Annotated in this window: 14 protein-coding genes; 8 read left to right on the top strand and 6 right to left on the bottom strand. The window is 71.1% G+C overall.

Annotated features, from left to right (window positions below; all coding sequences use genetic code 11):
* Window positions 1-23: 23 nt before the first annotated feature.
* Complete coding sequence (locus ABD831_RS14585; RefSeq protein ID WP_344947910.1) at window positions 24-785, bottom strand: TrmH family RNA methyltransferase; 762 nt, start codon at window positions 783-785, stop codon at window positions 24-26.
* An 85-nt stretch (window positions 786-870) separates the two neighbouring features.
* Here ABD831_RS14585 and ABD831_RS14580 point away from each other — a divergent pair, with 85 nt between their 5' ends.
* From ABD831_RS14580 to ABD831_RS14565, 4 genes are all read left to right on the top strand, one after another.
* Complete coding sequence (locus ABD831_RS14580; protein WP_344947905.1) at window positions 871-2,031, top strand: LLM class flavin-dependent oxidoreductase; 1,161 nt, start codon at window positions 871-873, stop codon at window positions 2,029-2,031.
* The gene (locus ABD831_RS14575; protein ID WP_142177917.1) at window positions 2,028-2,657 is read left to right on the top strand and encodes a CE1759 family FMN reductase; all 630 of its coding nucleotides are present in this window, start codon (window positions 2,028-2,030) and stop codon (window positions 2,655-2,657) included. Before ABD831_RS14580 ends, ABD831_RS14575 begins: the two co-directional genes overlap by 4 nt.
* A 145-nt stretch (window positions 2,658-2,802) precedes the next feature.
* Window positions 2,803-4,074 carry an APC family permease gene (locus tag ABD831_RS14570; RefSeq protein ID WP_344947900.1) on the top strand — a complete coding sequence of 424 codons (1,272 nt, stop codon included), beginning with the start codon at window positions 2,803-2,805 and terminating at the stop codon, window positions 4,072-4,074.
* Window positions 4,075-4,115: 41 nt separating this feature from the next.
* Entirely contained in the window at window positions 4,116-5,357 is a 1,242-nt protein-coding gene (locus tag ABD831_RS14565) for a Tle-like phospholipase domain-containing protein (protein ID WP_344947897.1), read from the top strand.
* Window positions 5,358-5,390: 33 nt separating this feature from the next.
* Here ABD831_RS14565 and lhgO read toward each other — a convergent pair whose 3' ends face one another.
* Both lhgO and ABD831_RS14555 read right to left on the bottom strand, forming a co-directional pair.
* Window positions 5,391-6,590: an L-2-hydroxyglutarate oxidase gene (lhgO, locus tag ABD831_RS14560; RefSeq protein WP_344947894.1), complete on the bottom strand. Its 1,200-nt coding sequence runs from the start codon at window positions 6,588-6,590 to the stop codon at window positions 5,391-5,393.
* Window positions 6,587-6,970: a GNAT family N-acetyltransferase gene (locus ABD831_RS14555; RefSeq protein WP_344947891.1), complete on the bottom strand. Its 384-nt coding sequence runs from the start codon at window positions 6,968-6,970 to the stop codon at window positions 6,587-6,589. Before ABD831_RS14555 ends, lhgO begins: the two co-directional genes overlap by 4 nt.
* Window positions 6,971-6,997: 27 nt before the next feature.
* Between ABD831_RS14555 and ABD831_RS14550 the strand changes: the two genes are divergently transcribed.
* From ABD831_RS14550 to ABD831_RS14540, 3 genes are all read left to right on the top strand, one after another.
* Complete coding sequence (locus ABD831_RS14550; RefSeq protein ID WP_142177922.1) at window positions 6,998-7,618, top strand: L-threonylcarbamoyladenylate synthase; 621 nt, start codon at window positions 6,998-7,000, stop codon at window positions 7,616-7,618.
* Window positions 7,619-7,694: 76 nt separating this feature from the next.
* Window positions 7,695-9,674 carry an amylosucrase gene (locus ABD831_RS14545; protein WP_344947884.1) on the top strand — a complete coding sequence of 660 codons (1,980 nt, stop codon included), beginning with the start codon at window positions 7,695-7,697 and terminating at the stop codon, window positions 9,672-9,674.
* A gap of 37 nt (window positions 9,675-9,711) precedes the next feature.
* Window positions 9,712-10,899 (top strand): Fic family protein, encoded by a 1,188-nt coding sequence (locus tag ABD831_RS14540; RefSeq protein ID WP_344947881.1) that lies wholly within the window; start codon window positions 9,712-9,714, stop codon window positions 10,897-10,899.
* Between the two features lie 119 nt (window positions 10,900-11,018).
* On the opposite strand, the gene ABD831_RS14535 is transcribed toward ABD831_RS14540, so the two are convergent.
* Together ABD831_RS14535 and ABD831_RS14530 are read right to left on the bottom strand one after the other, a co-directional pair.
* On the bottom strand, window positions 11,019-12,767 hold the full coding sequence (locus ABD831_RS14535) for a CotH kinase family protein (RefSeq protein ID WP_344947877.1): 1,749 nt from the start codon (window positions 12,765-12,767) through the stop codon (window positions 11,019-11,021).
* A gap of 306 nt (window positions 12,768-13,073) precedes the next feature.
* Window positions 13,074-14,249: a methyltransferase domain-containing protein gene (locus tag ABD831_RS14530; RefSeq protein WP_344948255.1), complete on the bottom strand. Its 1,176-nt coding sequence runs from the start codon at window positions 14,247-14,249 to the stop codon at window positions 13,074-13,076.
* 280 nt (window positions 14,250-14,529) lie between these two features.
* Between ABD831_RS14530 and helR the strand changes: the two genes are divergently transcribed.
* The gene (helR, locus tag ABD831_RS14525; RefSeq protein WP_344947874.1) at window positions 14,530-16,710 is read left to right on the top strand and encodes an RNA polymerase recycling motor ATPase HelR; all 2,181 of its coding nucleotides are present in this window, start codon (window positions 14,530-14,532) and stop codon (window positions 16,708-16,710) included.
* On the opposite strand, the gene ABD831_RS14520 is transcribed toward helR, so the two are convergent.
* Complete coding sequence (locus tag ABD831_RS14520; protein WP_344948252.1) at window positions 16,697-17,227, bottom strand: MarR family winged helix-turn-helix transcriptional regulator; 531 nt, start codon at window positions 17,225-17,227, stop codon at window positions 16,697-16,699. The genes helR and ABD831_RS14520 overlap by 14 nt on opposite strands.
* Between the last annotated feature and the right edge of the window lie 70 nt (window positions 17,228-17,297).

The raw sequence follows: 17,297 nt of genomic DNA, 5'->3' as shown, positions 1-17,297 counted from the left end.
GGTAGGTCGGCCCCGCCCGCAGCTCAGAGGCGTGCGCGCCGGACGAGCTCGAAGCAGACGACGGCGGCCGCGGCGGACACGTTGAGCGACTCCACGCCCGCAGCCATCGGGATGGACACCCAGGTGTCCACGAGATCGGCCACCTCCGGGGTCAGCCCCGCGGTCTCGCTGCCGAGCACGAACGCGACCGGCTCGGGCAGGTGGGCCGCGAAGAGGTCGTCGTCGCCGTCGGCGTCGAGCCCGACCACGTGGAAGCCGGCGCGCTTGAGGTCGCTCACGGCCTCGGCAGCCGTGAAAGCCTTGAGGATCGGGGCCCGGAAGGCGACGCCCGCCGAGGCCTTGACGACGAGCGGGTCGAGCGAGGCGACGCCCTTGCGCGGGACGACGATGCCGTCGACGCCTGCCGCCGTGGCCGAGCGCAGGATCATGCCGACGTTGGCGGGGGTCGTCACCCCGTCGAGCACGAGGACGGCGCGCAGGGAGGCTGCGTCCTCCGCGAGCGCCGACTCCAGCGGTCGCATGCGCGGCGCCACGACGTCCGCAAAGACGCCCTGGTCCTGGCGACCGTTGCCGGCGAGCTTCTTCACCCGCTCGGCGCTCGCGTACTGCACGTCGACGCGGCGCCGTCGGGCCGCCTGCTGGATCTCGCGCAGACCGCTGCCGCGGGCCCCCTCGGCGATGACGACCTTGTCGACGTGCAGGTCCTCGTCGAGCAGCACCTCGTGCACGGGGTTGCGGCCGTAGACCGTGATGAAGCGGTCCTTGGGGGAGATCTCAGGGCTCACCGCGACAGGATGTCACAGCGGGAATGGCGGAGGAGGTCGTCGCGTTAGGTATGATTGAATTCTCAATCACAAGGAGCTGGGACACATGCAGTTCGGGATCTTCACCGTCGGCGACGTCACCACCGACCCCACGACGGGCCGTACGCCGACCGAGCACGAGCGCATCAAGGCCACCGTGGCCATCGCGAGGAAGGCGGAGGAGGTCGGGCTCGACGTCTTCGCGACGGGGGAGCACCACAACCCGCCCTTCGCGGCGCCGGCCAACCCGACCGTCCTGCTCGCGGCCATCGCCGCCCAGACCGAGCGGCTCGTCCTCTCGACCTCCACGACCCTCATCACGACGAACGACCCCGTCCGGATCGCCCAGGACTACGCCTACCTCCAGCACCTGAGCGACGGCCGCATGGACCTCATGCTCGGCCGCGGCAACACCGGACCGGTCTACCCCTGGTTCGGCAAGGACATCCGTGACGGCATCCCGCTCGCCATCGAGAACTACGCCCTGCTGCACCGCCTGTGGCGCGAGGACGTCGTCGACTGGCAGGGCAAGTACCGGACCCCGCTCCAGGGCTTCACCTCGACGCCGCGTCCGCTCGACGGCGTGCCGCCGTTCGTCTGGCACGGCTCGATCCGCAGCCCCGAGATCGCCGAGCAGGCCGCCTACTACGGCGACGGCTTCTTCTCCAACCACATCTTCTGGCCGGCCAGCCACACGAAGCAGATGGTGCAGCTCTACCGTCGCCGGTTCGAGCACTACGGGCACGGCAGCGCCGACCAGGCCATCGTCGGACTCGGCGGGCAGGTCTTCATGCGCAAGAACAGCCAGGACGCCGTCCGCGAGTTCCGGCCCTACTTCGACAACGCGCCGGTCTACGGCCACGGCCCCACGCTCGAGGAGTTCACGAGCCAGACGCCACTGACCGTCGGCAGCCCGCAGGAGGTCATCGAGCGCACCCTCGGCTTCCGCGACTACGCCGGCGACTACCAGCGCCAGCTGTGGCTCGTCGACCACGCCGGGCTCCCGCTCAAGACCGTCCTCGAGCAGCTCGACATCCTCGGTGAGGAGGTCGTGCCCGTGCTGCGCAAGGAGTTCGCAGCCCTCAAGCCCGCGCACGTCCCCGACGCCCCGATCCACGCGAACCGGGTCGCGGCCGCCGGCGGCGCGCACGACACCACCGTCTACGCCGACGGCGACGCCGTCACCGGCGCCTCGCCCGAGCCGACCACCCTGGAGGTGACCTCGTGACCACGCAGACCCCCTTCCACCTCGCCGTCATCACGGCCGGCGTGACCCAGCCGTCCTCGACGCGGCTGCTCGCCGACCGCCTGACCGAGGCCACCGTCCGGGCCCTGGCCGGTCACGACGTGGGCGAGGTCGTCGTCGAGGTCGTCGACGTCCGCGACGTCGCGCACGACGTGACGAACAACGTGCTGACCGGCTTCGCCTCTCCCGACCTGCAGGTGCGTCTCGACGCCATCGCCGAGGCCGATGCCGTCGTCGTCGCGACGCCGGTGTATGCCGCGTCCTACAGCGGGCTGTTCAAGATGCTCGTCGACGTGCTTCCCAAGGACGCGCTCCGCGACACCCCGGTGCTGCTCGGCGCGACGGGCGGCACGGCACGCCACTCGCTCGCGATCGACCACGCCCTGCGTCCGCTCTTCGCGCACCTCGGGGCGCTTGTCGCCCCGGTGGCGGTGTTCGCGGCCAGCGAGGACTGGGGGAGCGTCGACGCCGGACGGCTCGGAGACCGGATCGAGCGCGCGGGCACGGCGTTCGCGGCTCTGGTCCTGGGCTCACCCCGGGCCGCCCGAGTCGACCCGTTCGCGCAGGTCACGCCGTTCGAGTCGATGCTCACCGACCTTCGCAGCTGACCTTCGCAGCTGGCCATCGGCATTGGACGGGCCTGGTCCGAGCTCTCGGGACGGACCGGGCCCTCGGGCCGGACCGGGCCGGACCGGCACCCGCCGGGCAGGCCCCGGCGGGTGCCGGTCGCCCGGCCACGGCAGACTCGGGGCCATGACCACTCCCGGCCAGGGCGCCGCGCTGGCCCGGCGCCTCACCACCGGCGACGCCGTCTTCATCGGTGTCGGGTCGATGGTGGGCGCCGGTCTCTTCACGGCATTCTCGCCCGCTGCCGCGGCGGCCGGATCCCTGCTGCTCGTCTCGCTCGGCATCGCTGCCGTCATCGCGTTCTGCAATGCCACGTCGTCCGCCCAGCTCGCCGCGCAGTACCCGACGTCCGGGGGCACCTACGTCTACGGGCGCGAGCGACTGGGGCCCCGGTGGGGCTTCGTCGCCGGCTGGGGCTTCGTCATCGGCAAGACCGCCAGCTGTGCAGCCATGGCTCTGGCCATCGCCGTCTACGTGGCCCCGCCCGCGTGGCAGCGGCCCCTCGCGGCGGCCGTCGTGGCGGCGATCGTCGCCGTCAACTACCGCGGGATCACGCGGACGGCGGCCCTGACACGCATCCTCGTCATCATCGTCCTCGCCCTGCTCGTCACCGTCCTGATCGTGTCGGCGGTCAGGCTGTGGGGAGCAACCCCGCTCGACGGCGGTGAGCCAACGCCCGGCGCGGGTGGCTGGGCTGGCGTGCTCCAAGGCGCAGCCCTGCTCTTCTTCGCGTTCGCCGGGTACGCCCGCGTCGCGACGCTGGGAGAGGAGGTGCTGGACCCGGCGCGGACCATCCCGCGCGCCATCGTGCTGAGCTTCGCCGTCGTCGTGCCGCTCTATGCCGTCACGGCAGGAATCCTGCTGCACGTGCTCGGACCGGGGGCCACCGCCTCGACGGCGGCCCCGGTGCACCAGCTCGCGGTGATGGTTCAGGGCCCGGACGGGTGGCTGCCGTGGGTGGCCTCCGCCGCGGCAACCGTCGCAGCCCTCGGGGCGCTGCTGGCTCTCGTGGCGGGCGTGGGCCGCACGACGCTGGCGATGGCCCGCGCCGGCGACCTGCCACGGGCCCTGTCGGCGGTGCATCCACGGTTCCACGTGCCCCACCGGGCCGAGCTGGCGCTGGGCGCCGTCGTCGTCGTGCTCGTGCTGCTCACCGACCTCCGCGGGGTCATCGGGTTCTCGTCCTTCGGCGTGCTCACCTACTACGGGGTGGCCAACGCGTCGGCGTTGACCCAGGACCGGCAGCACCGTCGCTACCCCCGGGCACTCGCCCTCGCCGGACTGGCCGGGTGCGTCGTGCTGGCCCTGGCGGTCCCGACCGGCTCCCTCGCCACGGGCGCCGTGGTCCTGGCCATCGGCGTGATCGGGCGGTTCGTCGTCGTGCGCCGCCGGGGCTGACCTCCGGTCTCAGCGGGCCGACACGCTGGGGAGTGCTCCCCATGGACCGACCACCTGGGGGCACCTACGGTGGGGCCCACCGTCGACAGGAGGCCAACGTGCTCTACCGCAAGGGTGCAGACCCCGAAGCCCTCGAGCGCACCGCGCGCGAGCTCACCGCGTGCGCCGCCGAGGTGGACGGCATCCGGTCGGCGGGCACCCGGGCGCTCGCCGTCATCGGCCGCTCCTGGGGTGGTGACGACGCCCAGTCCGCCCAGGACAGGTGGCGCACGACCTCCGCGTCCCTCGTGGCTCTCGGCTCGACCCTCGAGACGATGTCGCGCCGGCTCACGGACAACGCCCGGGCGCAGCGCGGGACGAGCGCGCTCGGGGTGGCCTCGCCCGGACCACTCGCTCCTCCCGGGCTCTTCCCCTGGCTCGGTGGGGCGGGAACCACCGGCGCCGATGCCGTCACCGCACCGGCTCCGCTCGCCGACCAGGTCCGCGGCAGGTCGCCGCACGACATCGACCTCGAGCTGGCGCACGTGGCCGACAACGTCTACCACCCGAGCGAGGTCGACGGCTGGTCACCGCTCGATGCCGACGCCCTGCAGCAGCTCGGGATCGACCCCGACCGGTTGCACACCGGGGACGGGTTCGACGCGGCCGTCTACCGCAACGAGGACGGCCAGTACGTCCTTGCCTTCGCCGGCACGACGTCGCTGAGCGACTGGGGCACCAATGCCCAGCAGGGGATCGGAGCCCTGAGCGGCCAGCACCTGCAGGCCATCTCCCTCGCCCAGGACCTCGCCGGCTCGGTGGGGAGCGAGAACATGGTCATCACCGGTCACTCCCTCGGAGGGGGCCTCGCGAGCACCGCCTCGGTCGCCACCGACATTCCCGCCGTGACGTTCAACGCGGCCGGCGTCCACGCCAACACGGTGGCGGCGGCAACGGCGCTCGGCATGGGTGATGCGAGCTACTCCGCGGGCCAGATCCGCAACTACCACGTGCGCGGGGAGATGCTGACGACGCTGCAGAACCCGCTGGGCTCGTTCGTCGACCACGTGCCGTTCGTCGGGGACGACCCGCTCCCCAACGCCCTCGGGACACAGATCGCGCTCAACCCGGCCCACGGCCCAGAGATCAAGGTCTCCAAGTGGGCCGCCCTGGCAGGGACCGTCGCGCCAGCCATCGTCGGCGTCGACGCGGGGATCGACCTGCTCGGCTGGTCCAAGGACGCGCACGGCGGCGACTCGGTGGTGGACGCGATGGAGGCGAGCACGTACTTCGGCAAGCAGTGACGCGCGCGGCCACCCGACCGCCGCCAGCCGAGATCAGCCGAGGTCGAGCCGGGCGACGACCAGGTCGGCGATGGCGAGGGACGCCGTGGCGGCCGGCGACGGTGCGTTGCGGATGCACAGCACCGAACCGACCCGACTGAACCGGAAGTCCTCGACGAGGGAGCCGTCGGGATCCATGGCCTGTGCCCGCACTCCGGCTGCCCCGGGCACGACGTCTGCGTGCTCGATGGCCGGCACGTAGCGGCGCGCCCGCTCGACGAACAGGCGACGGCTCAACGAGCCGGCGACCTCGTGCGCGCCGGTGAGGAGGTTGGCCCGGGCGAAGTGCCGGAACCCGCGTGAGACGACCAGCGCCCGGACCACGTCGAGCTCCACGTCCCGGCGGCGGTAGCCCTCCCGGGCCGTCGCGAGGACCGCGTTAGGCCCGAGGAGCACGTTGCCGTCGACCCGGCGGGTCAGGTGGACCCCGAGGAACGGGTAGCGCGGGTCGGGCACCGGATAGACGAGACCGCGGACGAGGTGCGTGGCCGACGCGCGCAGGCGGACGTACTCGCCCCGGAACGGCACGATCGCGGGGCTCGGCCCGTCGCCGGCGAGAACGGCGAGCCGGTCCGCGTGCAGGCCTCCTGCGACGACGACGAGATCCGCATCGAGGCGACGGCCGTCGGCGGCTCGGACGTCGACGCGAGCGTCGCGGTGCTCGAGGCCGGTGACCTCGAAACCGGTGAGCACCTCCGCGCCACGAGCGGCCGCGTCGTCCAGCATCGCTGCGGCCACGGTGGAGAAGTCGGTGATCGCCGTCGTGGGGGAGTGAAGGGCAGCCCGACCGACCACGTGCGGCTCCACGTCGCGCAGGGCGCCGGGACCGAGCCATCTGAGGCCGGGCACGCCGTTGGCCCTGGCCCTGACCTCGATGTCCCGGAGGCGTTCCGTCTCGACGTCGTCGAGCGCGATGACGAGCTTGCCCACCTCGTCGTAGGGCAGCCCACGCTCCCGGCAGTACAGGCGGAGCCGGCGGACTCCCTCGCGCGACAGCCGGGCCTTGGCGGAGCCGGGAGCGTAGTACAGCCCGGCGTGCACGACCCCGCTGTTGCGGCTCGTCTGGTGCATGGCAGGCCGAGCCTCCTTCTCGACGAGCGTGACGTCGGGGCGCGGCTCGCACTGGGTGAGCCGGCGCGCCACTGCCGACCCGACGATGCCGCCGCCCACCACGACGACGTGCGGCCGGCTCACCTCTCGGCCGCCGCGGCTCGCTCAGCCGCCTCGACGTCGACGGCGGTCGGCGTGACGACGCTGCCGGCATACGGCTCCGGGTGTCGACGCAGGTACACCTTGATGTACGGGCACAGCGCGACGATCGAGCGCCCCGACGCCATGGTGGCCTCGAGCGCGGACGACGCGAGACGTGCCGCGAGCCCCCGTCCCTCGTGGTCGTGGCGGACCTCCGTGTGGAAGAAGACGACACGGTCGGTGGCGTCCGGTGCGTCGCCAGGGACGACGGCATACCTCGCGACGCCGATGACCTCCTCTCCCTCACGCAGCTCGAACCGACCCCGGTCCGGGTTGTCGACGACCTCGACGGCGACCTCGTCCTCGCCCGTGTGCCCAGTCATGGACGCCAGCATGGCAGGGTGGGCACCATGGCGAAGTACTTCGACGTCCACCCGGTGGACCCGCAGCCCAGGGCGATCCACCAGGCGGTCGAGATCCTGCGATCAGGCGGACTCATCGCCTACCCGACCGACTCCTGCTTCGCCCTCGGGTGCTCCCTCGACAACCCCGAGGGCAAGGAGCGCATCCTTCGCATCAGGCACCTCGACGACAAGCACCACTTCACGCTCGTCTGCGCGGACTTCGCCCAGCTCGGCCAGTTCGTCCACCTCGACAACTCGGTCTTCCGCGCCATCAAGGCGGTGACTCCCGGCCCGTACACGTTCATCCTGCCGGCGACGAAGGAGGTGCCGCGGCGGCTGCTCCATGCGAAGAAGAAGACCGTCGGCGTACGCATCCCCGAGCACCCGGTCGTGCGTGAGCTGCTCCGCGAGCTGGGTGAGCCGATCCTGTCGAGCACTCTCCTGCTGCCCGAGGACGACGAGCCGATGACCGAGGGCTGGGAGATCAAGGACCGCCTCGACCACGTCATCGACGCCGTCATCGACTCGGGGGAGTGTGGCCTCGAGCCCACGACCGTCGTCGACTACTCCGACGGCCACCCCGTCGTGACCCGGGTCGGGGCGGGCGATCCGAGCCCGTTCGAGTGACGCGGCGCGGGTGAGGGCCTGCGCGTGACCGGGCGTGCCACTGTCGCCCGGACGCCCGGTGCTGTTCAATCGGGCCATGAGCCAAGGCGCCCATGACGTGCGACCGACGACGGAGGCGATGGCCTCCCTGCTGGAGGGTCTCGACGACGCCGACCGCGAGACCATCGAGCTGCGGCTCGAACGCTGGTGCGACGACCTCGTCGCTGCGCTCACGGTGCTCTACCCCGATCGCGACGTCTCCGCGCTGACCCTTCGGCTCGTCGAGCGCGCCGTCGCGGCCCACCGCGTCCGGTCGCCGGAGCTGCGTCGTCTCGACCAACGGCGCCTGCTGCGCCCGGACTGGCTCCAGCAACCGGGCATGTTCGGCTATGCCTGCTACACCGACCGCTTCGCCGGCGACCTCGAGGGGCTGCGCGGGCGCATCGACTACCTGCGTGACCTCGGGGTCACCTACCTGCACCTCATGCCGTTGCTGCAGCCGCGGGAGGGCGACAACGACGGCGGTTACGCGGTCCAGGACTACCGCACCGTCCGTGCCGATCTCGGCGACGTCGATGACCTGGTTCGTCTGGCGAGCGACCTTCGGGGACAAGGCATCTCGCTCGTGCTGGACCTCGTGCTCAACCACGTCGCGCGCGAGCACGAGTGGGCGGAGCGGGCCCGGGCGGGGGAGTCGCGCTATCGCGACTACTTCCACGTCTTCCCCGACCGGGTCATGCCGGACGCCTACGAGCGCACCCTGCCGGAGGTCTTCCCTGACTTCGCGCCGGGCAACTTCACGTGGGACGACGACCTCGGGGGCTGGGTCTGGACGACGTTCAACGAGTGGCAGTGGGACGTCAACTGGGCCAACCCCGACGTCCTCGTCGAGTACGCCGACATCGTGCTCTACCTGGCGAACCTCGGTGTGGAGGTGCTGCGGCTCGACGCCATCGCCTTCACGTGGAAGCGGCTCGGGACGAACTGCCAGAACCAGGCCGAGGTCCACGCCGTCACCCAGGCGCTGCGCACGGTGGCCCGTATCGCGTGCCCCGCTCTCGCGTTCAAGGCCGAGGCGATCGTCGGCCCCCGCGACCTCGTGCAGTACCTCGGGCAGGGTGAGCACGCAGGGCGGGTCAGCGACCTCGCCTATCACAACAGCCTCATGGTCCAGGTGTGGTCGATGCTGGCGACGGCCAGCACCGGGCTGACGAAGCAGGCCCTGTCGTCGCTGCCGACCACACCGCCCAGTGGCACCTGGATCTGCTACGTGCGCTGCCACGACGACATCGGCTGGGCCATCGACGACGGCGACGCGGCGGCAGCCGGCCTCGACGGCCATGCCCACCGCCGGTTCCTGTCGAACTGGTACGCCGGTGAGCACCCCGGCTCGTGGGCGCACGGCCTCGTCTTCCAGCACAACCCGGCCACCGGCGACAAGCGCATCAGCGGCACGGCGGCCTCGCTGACGGGCCTCGCCCACGCGCACGCACTCGGCGACACGACCGGAACCGGGCTGGGGCTCGCACGGCTCTTCCTCGCCCACGCGATCATCGCGGGGTGGGGCGGCATCCCCGTGGTGTGGAGCGGGGACGAGCTCGGGATGCCGAACGACCCGCGGTGGGCGCAGGAACCGGGGCACGAGGACGACAACCGCTGGGCTCACCGTGAGCGGCTGGACTGGGGCCTCGCCGCGCGACGCGATGACCTCGGCACCGTCCCGGGGAAGGTCTTCCGCGGGCTGCGGCATCTCGCGAGCGTGCGTGCGGGGCTGCCACCGCTGCACGCATCCGGACTGACCCGGGTGCTGTGGGAGACGGACGACGGCGTCCTCGCCGTCGTCCGGACCCATCCGAGCGGATCGATGCTGTGCGTCTACAACGTGACGTCGTCCTGGCAGACCCTCGAGGTGCGGCACTTCGCCGAGGCCGGGATCACCCGTCCCTTCGACGTGCTCGGCGGCTACCCCGTGTTCGGCGGCGTCGACGGTGTGGCGTCGCTGAGCCCGTATGCCGCGTGGTGGGTCATCGACGCCCCGTCGCAGGTGCCCCATGCCTCGCGCCTGCCTCTTGATTAAGGTTATGGTCTAACCTTTACTCAGGAGGTGGTCAGAGATGGCCGGACCATGGCCTGCCCTCGAGGCTACGACGGTCTCGTGGCAGCCCGTCGAGGGACTGCTCGAGGTGTCCCGGCGCTCCCTGCGCTCGACCCCGTCGTCGTTCGAGGCGGCCGTGGTGCCCCGCATCGCCGGCGTCCGTCTCGACCTGCCGGGCGACGTCGCGGCGGACCTCGACGAGGCCACCCGGCTGCTCGCGGCCTTCGACGCCGGGGGAGCGGGGGAGATCGCCCCCTTCGCCTCGGTCCTGCTGCGCTCGGAGAGTGCCGCCAGCTCGCAGATCGAGAACCTCACATCCTCGGCCCGAGCCCTGGCCGAGGCAGAGATCGGCGAGGGCAACCGGGCCAACGCCGGTGTCATCCTCGGCAACGTCCGCACGATGCAGGCCGCGCTGGATCTCGCCGGGCGGCTCGACGAGGACGCCGTGCTGGCCATGCACCGGGCCCTCATGGCCCAGCAGTCGCACCACGTGCCGGGTCGCTGGCGCGACCAGCAGGTCTGGGTCGGGGGCTCGGCCCGCCACCCGGGGGACGCGGACTACGTCCCACCGGTCGCTGCCGAGGTCCCCGGCCTCATGCGAGACCTCGTCGCCTTCATGGATCGCGACGACCTACCGCCCCTGGCCCACGCCGCCCTGGCTCACGCCCAGTTCGAGACGATCCACCCCTTCACCGACGGCAACGGCCGCACGGGGCGTGCGCTCCTGCACTCGGTGCTGCTCCACACCGGCGCCATCCGACGGGTGACGGTCCCGATCTCGGCAGGCCTGCTCGCCATCCGCGACGACTACTTCGCCGCCCTGACCGCCTATCGCGGTGGCGACATCGAGCCGATCCTGAGATGCGTCGCCGAAGCGGCCCGCAACGGCACCCACATCGGTGAGCAGCTCGTCGGCACGCTTCGCGAGGTGCGTGCGGGGTGGTCCGAGGTGGTCACGGCACGGGCCGGGTCCGCGTCCTGGGCGATCCTCGACCTGCTGCTGCGCCAGCCGGTGGTCACGGCGAGGGTGGTCATCCGCGAGCTGGGGGTGTCCGCCCCCACCGCACAGGGCGGGCTGCGTCGGCTCGTCGAGGACGGCGTGCTGCTCGAGTCGACGGGCCACCGCCGCAACCGCGTCTACCGCGCGCCCGCCGTCCTTCGCGCACTGGACGACTATGCGGCCGGACTGGGTCGTCGCGCGGGGTAGCGAATTCCTTTGTGCCACAATGTGATTCGCCGTTAATCGACATTATGCAAAGACGCGGGCACGCCCCGTCGGCCTCCCGGCGATCTGGGTTCGGGAGGCCGACGGGGTGACGGTATCGGCTACGGCGTCTTGTCGAGCAGCCGGATCTGGATCGCCTCGATGCGCAGCGACCGCCCCGTTGTGCCCGTCGTGGCGCCGTTCTTGACCCACGGCATCCAGCCCACGTTCTGGACGTGCACCCGGTAGGCGAGGTCGAAGTTCGTGGCCAGGGCACCCGTCAGCCGCAGCTGCACCGCCTCGAGCCGGAGCGAGCGGCCGGTCGTGCCGACGACCGCGTTGGTGGCCCCGTAGCCCATCCAGCCGAGGCTCTGGACGTAGGCGTTGCCCTGCACACCGCCGGTCAGGGCGGTGTTGACGACCTGGAAACGGAGCGCCTCCATGCGCCTCGACTCACCCGTGGTGCCGGCGATCATGCCGCCGGAGACGGTCGGCTGCCACCCGATCGATGCGAGGTGGGCCGCGAACCTGAAGGTCGGCAGGCTCGATCCGTACGCCTGGGCGAGGTAGCCGACCCGGCTCGCGGTCCAGGCCTTGAGCGCCGTCACACCGTTGCTGAAGGTCGTGGGGTTGCTGCGCGACCCCGACCAGATCTCGAAGTCGCGGGTGGCCGACGCGGACAGCACCGGGCTCAGGGAGTCGATCTGCGCCTTCATCGCGTTGACCTGCGGCCGGACCGTCGAGGTGTAGAGGGCATTCGCCCGGGCGACGAACTGCGGGTTGCGCATGAGCTGTTCGAACCAGCTGTGCGTGTTGCTCCGCAGGAAGGTCGTCGTCTTGACGTAGTCGGAGCTCGGGTCTCCACCCCATGCCTGGGCCGTGAAGTTGCCGAGCGAGAGGTCGAAGTCCCACACCGGTCCGGCGTGCAGCGTGTCGCTGGGGCCGTTCCTGTAGAAGTACATGCTCGACCGGTTGAAGTCGTAGTTCTCGGCGACCTCGTGGACGAAGTAGTACTTGACGAAGGAGTCGACGTCGATCATCGAGCTGATCTTCGTCCAGTCAGGGGTGGGCGCGTAGAGCGCCGTCTCCAGGCTGTTCAGATAGGCCTTGGTGCTGGCCCAGCCGGCCGCCTGGTCCGCCGTGAGGGTGGCGTTGACGCCACCGGGCGCGTCCTTGAGCGTGAAGATCCGCTTGCTCGTGGCGGTGGTGAAGTAGAACGGCTCTGCCGTTCCGTAGTTCTGGTCCAGCTCCACGAGGTTGGCCTGCGGGTCCGTCAGGTTGACCCGGGTGGGGCCCACCTCGGTCTTCTCGGTCAGCAGGTAGTTGCCGAGGACGTGCTCGCCGTCGACGTCGTTGATCTTGACGTCGACGAAGCGGGACTCGGGGGAGTAGGCCAGGTTGACCGCACGCGCGAGGTCGTAGCTCAGCTTGTTGCGCATGAACGACGGGTCGGAGTAGTCGGCCAGCAGGACCCAGGTGCGGGCCGACTCCATGCCGAGCGGGCCGGCGGCCGTCTTGAACTTGATCTGGTACGGCTTCTTGGCCTTGGTCCACGTCGAGTTCCCGCGGCCCTTGATCGTGGCTGGGGCGTCGACGATCGCGTAGGCAGCGTTGGAGCCGTCGACCAGGTTGACCGTCGCGCCGACCGAGTTGTCCTTGGAGGCGTTGAGGTAGCTGAGCTGGTTCTTGGTCGCGTCGGGGTCCGTGAGGTCGATGGCGACGATCGGCAGGTTGGAGATCGGCTCCGGGGCCACGGCGGCGACCGTGGGTGGAGCCGTGGCCACTGAGGCCTGCGCCAGTGCCGTCGAGCCCGGCAGCAGCAGTGTGATGGTTGCAAGGGTCGCGTAGAGCCCCCGTCGGCGAATTGTCATGCTGTTTCCTCCCCAAATCACCCAAAGCGGGTGGAATGCGCACATAGCCGGATTTGCCTGTGTCGCAAGGGAATCCGCCCCAACGGCTCCCTTGGTCGCAGGTTACGACGGCGCCGGTCGGCGCGTGGCCGGACAGGGAATCTGTGACAGAGGGAACGAATGGGGACGACTGCCCGGGGCGCGGTTCAGGCATGGCCCAGATGCGGCCCCAGAACCCTTCAGGTTTGGTTCAGGGTGGGTTCAGGGTTGGGTCAGGAGGGGCCCAGGAAAGGCATGGGCGGACCCGGCCGTGCTGGGCCCGCGCGCTCAGGTGGCGGAGGACTCCTGGGCGCGTTCGAGCCGGACGATGACCTCGTGGTGTGTCGTCTGCGGGAACATGTCGAACAGCCGCGCCTCGCGTGCGACGTAGGAGGGAAGTCTCGCGAGGTCGACCGCGAGACTGTCGACGTTGCAGCTCGAGTAGACGAGGTGCGTGGCGTCGGAGCGCTCGACCCAGGCCGCCAGGTCGGGGCCGATCCCGCGACGGGGAGGGTTGACCACGACCATCGAGGTGTCACCTCGTCGCAGCGCCCGGTCGAGGGTGTCGACCTCCGTGGCGTCCTCGGCGCGGAACTCGAGGGTCCCCACGTCAGGTCGCTCCGCGCGCAGCCGTGCGGCGCTGGTCTCGGCGCTGCGGACGGCCTCTGCCGACACCTCGATGCCCACCACGCGACCAGCCCCGGCCAGAGCGCCGTGCAGGGCGAATCCGCCCACGCCGCAATAGAGGTCGAGGATCACGGAGGGCGCCATCCGTTGCATCCAGGTCTGTGCCTGACGGTAGAGCGCCGAGGCAACCGCGGTGTTGGTCTGGAAGAAGCTGTTGGGGCGCAGGAAGAGGGTGATCTCGCCGACCGGCATGGCCAGCTCGCCCAGCTCCGTCAGGATGATCTCCGTGTCGCCCTCGAGAACGGCCTTGTGCTCGGGTTGCAGGTTGACCGAGACGACGCTCACCTCGGGGAGCCGGGCGCGCAGGATCGGCAGGCGCGACTCCAGCAGGGCGAGGTGACGGCGCGAGCGGAGGACGAAGCGCAGCATGACCTCACCGGTGGGGGAGAGGGTCAGGATGACGTGCTTGAGCTCGCCCTGACGGGCACTGACGTCGTACGGCACGAGTCCGAGCTCGTCGACGAGGTCGGCCACCCGGGGGATCAGCTCCTGGAGCGGCTGCTCGTGCAGGCCGCAGGCGCGCAGGTCGACGCCGTTGGCGCCGGGGTCGAGGATCCCGACGGTGACGGACCCAGCGCGTCCACCGACGACGAGCTTGGCCTTGTTGCGGAACGCGGACTCGGCGCTGGGACAGGGCTCGAGCCACGTGACGTCCGGGGCGACGTCAGCCAGGGCGCGACGACAGCGTGCGTCCTTGTCGGCGAGCTGCACGGCATACGGCACGCCCATCAGGGCGCACGAACGACAGCGGCCGGCGTCGAAGTAGTCGCACTGCATCACGGGCAAGGGTACGGCTCGGCCGACGTCGTCAGGACCACGGTGCACGCGCCACCGGGGAGGCCCTCTCGAACCCAAAGTGACATAATGTCGATTATCGGCGTTATGGGCACGACCATGAGGCTCCACCCGGGACCACGGGCCGGACATGAAGAAGGAAGGGCGCGTACGACGCGTCCTTCCATTTCCAACGTATAGCGCACCCCGGGTCTTGCGGCAAGACCCCAGTCGTGCCCGAGAATCGCTGGCTCGACACCAGCACCCGGGACGGAGCTCACCCGTGACCTTTTCGACGACCAGCGCATTCGACCTTCGTGACCACCTGACAGCCAAGTCCGACCCGGCCCTCATCGCCCACGACGACGCCCACTTCGCCGCCGTCGCCGAGACGATGGCCCAGACCGTCGCCGACCTGTCCGACCGCCTCGAGGTCGCGCGCCGGGCGCCCGCCGGCACCGGGCAGGCCGCCCTGGACCGCGACCAGGAGGTCCACCGGCTGACGGCGCGGCTGCGCACCCTGCGCCGTTTCGGGCTCGACCTGTGCCTCGGCCACATGGTGAATGAGAATGATTCCCGTCCTGTGTACGTCGGCCGTCTCGGCCTCACGGACAGCACCGGTCGACGGTTGCTCATCGACTGGCGGTCCCCGGCAGCCGAGCCGTTCTTCGGCGCCACCCATGCGAACCCGCTGGGCCTGGTGAGCCGGCGGCGCTACCGCTGGACCCGGGGTCGCATCAGCGACTACTGGGACGAGGTCTTCACACCGGACGGCCTCGAGGGACGCGCCGCGCTCGACGACGAGTCCGCCTTCATCGCATCCCTCGGCGCGAGCAGGTCACCGCGGATGAGGGACGTCCTCGCCACCATCCAGGCCGACCAGGACGCCATCATCCGGGCCGGCTCCCGGGGCGCCCTCGTCGTCGACGGCGGCCCGGGCACCGGCAAGACGGTCGTCGCACTGCACCGGACGGCATACCTGCTCTATTCCGACCCGCGGCTCGGCCACCGCCGCGGAGGCGTGCTCTTCGTCGGACCCCACGAGCCCTACCTCGCCTACGTCTTCGACGTCCTGCCGAGCCTCGGTGAGGAGGGCGTGCAGACGTGCACCCTGCGCGACCTCGTCGCAGAGGGTGCCGCGGCTCCCCCGGAGGTCGACGCCGACGTGGCGCGCCTCAAGGCCTCGACCGCGCTCGTCGACGCCATCGAGCCGGCCGTCGCACTCTACGAGGAGCCACCGACCCGCGGGATGGAGGTCGTGACACCCTGGGCCGAGGTCTGGCTCTCCCCCGCCGACTGGCAGGAAGCCTTCGCGGCGGGAATCCACCTGCCCCACAACGAAGCCCGCGACGACGTCTGGGACGCCCTTGTCGCCATCCTCCTCGAGCGCCACGACCTGGAGGCACGCGTCGACGACGACGGCCAGGACATCGAGCTCGAGGCGACACCGGCGATGGTCCGGCACGCGCTCGAGCAGAACCGCGAGCTCAGGACGGCTTTCGAGCGGTCCTGGCCGCTCCTCGACGCCGACGACCTCGTCGGTGACCTGTGGACCGTCCCGGCCTACCTGCACCGGTGCGCGCCCTCCCTCGAGATCTCCGAGGTGCGTCTGCTCCAGCGCGCCGAGCCGACCGCGTGGACGGTGTCGGACCTGCCGTTGCTGGACACGGCCCGGCGCCGGCTCGGGGACCGCGAGGCGACGCAGCGCCGTCGCCGGCGCGACCGCGCCCTCGCCGTCGAGCGTGAGGAGAGGGCCGCGGTCGCCGAGCACCTCATGGCGTCGGACGACTCGGACATGCACGTCATGTCGATGCTGCGCGGCGAGGACCTGCGAGGAGCCCTCGACGACGACGCAGATCCCGACGCAGACCCCGACCTGCTGGCCGGACCGTTTGCGCACGTGGTCGTGGACGAGGCCCAGGAGCTGACCGACGCGGAGTGGCGGATGCTGCTGAACCGCTGCCCGTCGCGGAGCCTCACCATCGTCGGCGACCGCGCGCAGGCGCGCCACGGCTTCACCGAGTCGTGGCAGGAGCGCCTCGGACGGATCGGGCTCGACCGGGTCGCCCTGGCGACGCTCGGCGTCAACTACCGCACCCCCGCAGAGGTGATGGCCGAGGCCGAGCCGGTCATTCGCGCGGCACTGCCTGATGCCAACGTGCCGATCTCCGTCCGCGAGAGCGGTGTGCCCGTCCAGCACGGCGCAACGGCCGACCTGACAGCGGTCCTGGACGAGTGGCTGGGTGCCCACGCGGAGGGAACCGCTTGCGTCATCGGCGATCCCACGTTCGAGGAGACGGCGCGCGTCCGGTCGCTGACGCCTGTTCTGTCGAAGGGACTCGAGTTCGACCTCGTGGTCCTCGTCGAGCCCGAGAGCCTCGGCGACGGCATCGAGGGCGCCGTCGACCGCTACGTCGCGATGACCCGCGCCACCCAGCGACTCGTCGTCCTCACTGACCGGTGACCGCGCCTGGCCGGGGCGTCGCCGAGCCGCCCTCCAGCCCGTCGAGCCACACCCGGAGCAGCTCCTCCAGCGCCGTGCGCTGCGGCTGCGACAGCCCCGAGAGCAGTGACTCGTCGCCCGCCATGACCTCGGCGAAGATCCCGTCGAGGCGAGCCAGTCCCGAGGGTGTGAGCTGCACGTGCACCGTGCGCCGGTCGGGCTCCTCACGGATGCGTTCGACGAGCCCGAGCGTCTCCATCGCCTGGACGCGCTGGGTCGTCGCACCTGGCGTCACCCGGCAGCGCCGGGACAGCTCGCCCGCGGTCAGTCGGTACGGCGGGCCGCTTCGGCGCAGGGTCGTCAGGACGTCGAGGTGGCTCTGCTCGAGCCCGTGCGCCGCGAGAACCCGTGCCCGGTTGTCCATGACGATGCCGCCGAGGCGCCAGACGGGCGTGATGATGCCGATGGACGACACGTCGACGTCGGGCATCTCCCGCTGCCACGCCTCGATGATCCGCCCGACCTGGTCCCCCGCCATGGTGCTCACCCTCGATACTTTAGGTCTAAACCAGAGTGTGCGAGCGGTCCACGGTGGGACGATTCCACCA

The organism is Terrabacter ginsenosidimutans, from assembly GCF_039539425.1.
GTDB classification, from domain to species: Bacteria; Actinomycetota; Actinomycetes; order Actinomycetales; family Dermatophilaceae; genus Terrabacter; species Terrabacter ginsenosidimutans.
The sequence above is the reverse complement of the archived record's forward strand: the minus strand, read 5'-3'. Positions and strand labels throughout refer to the sequence as shown.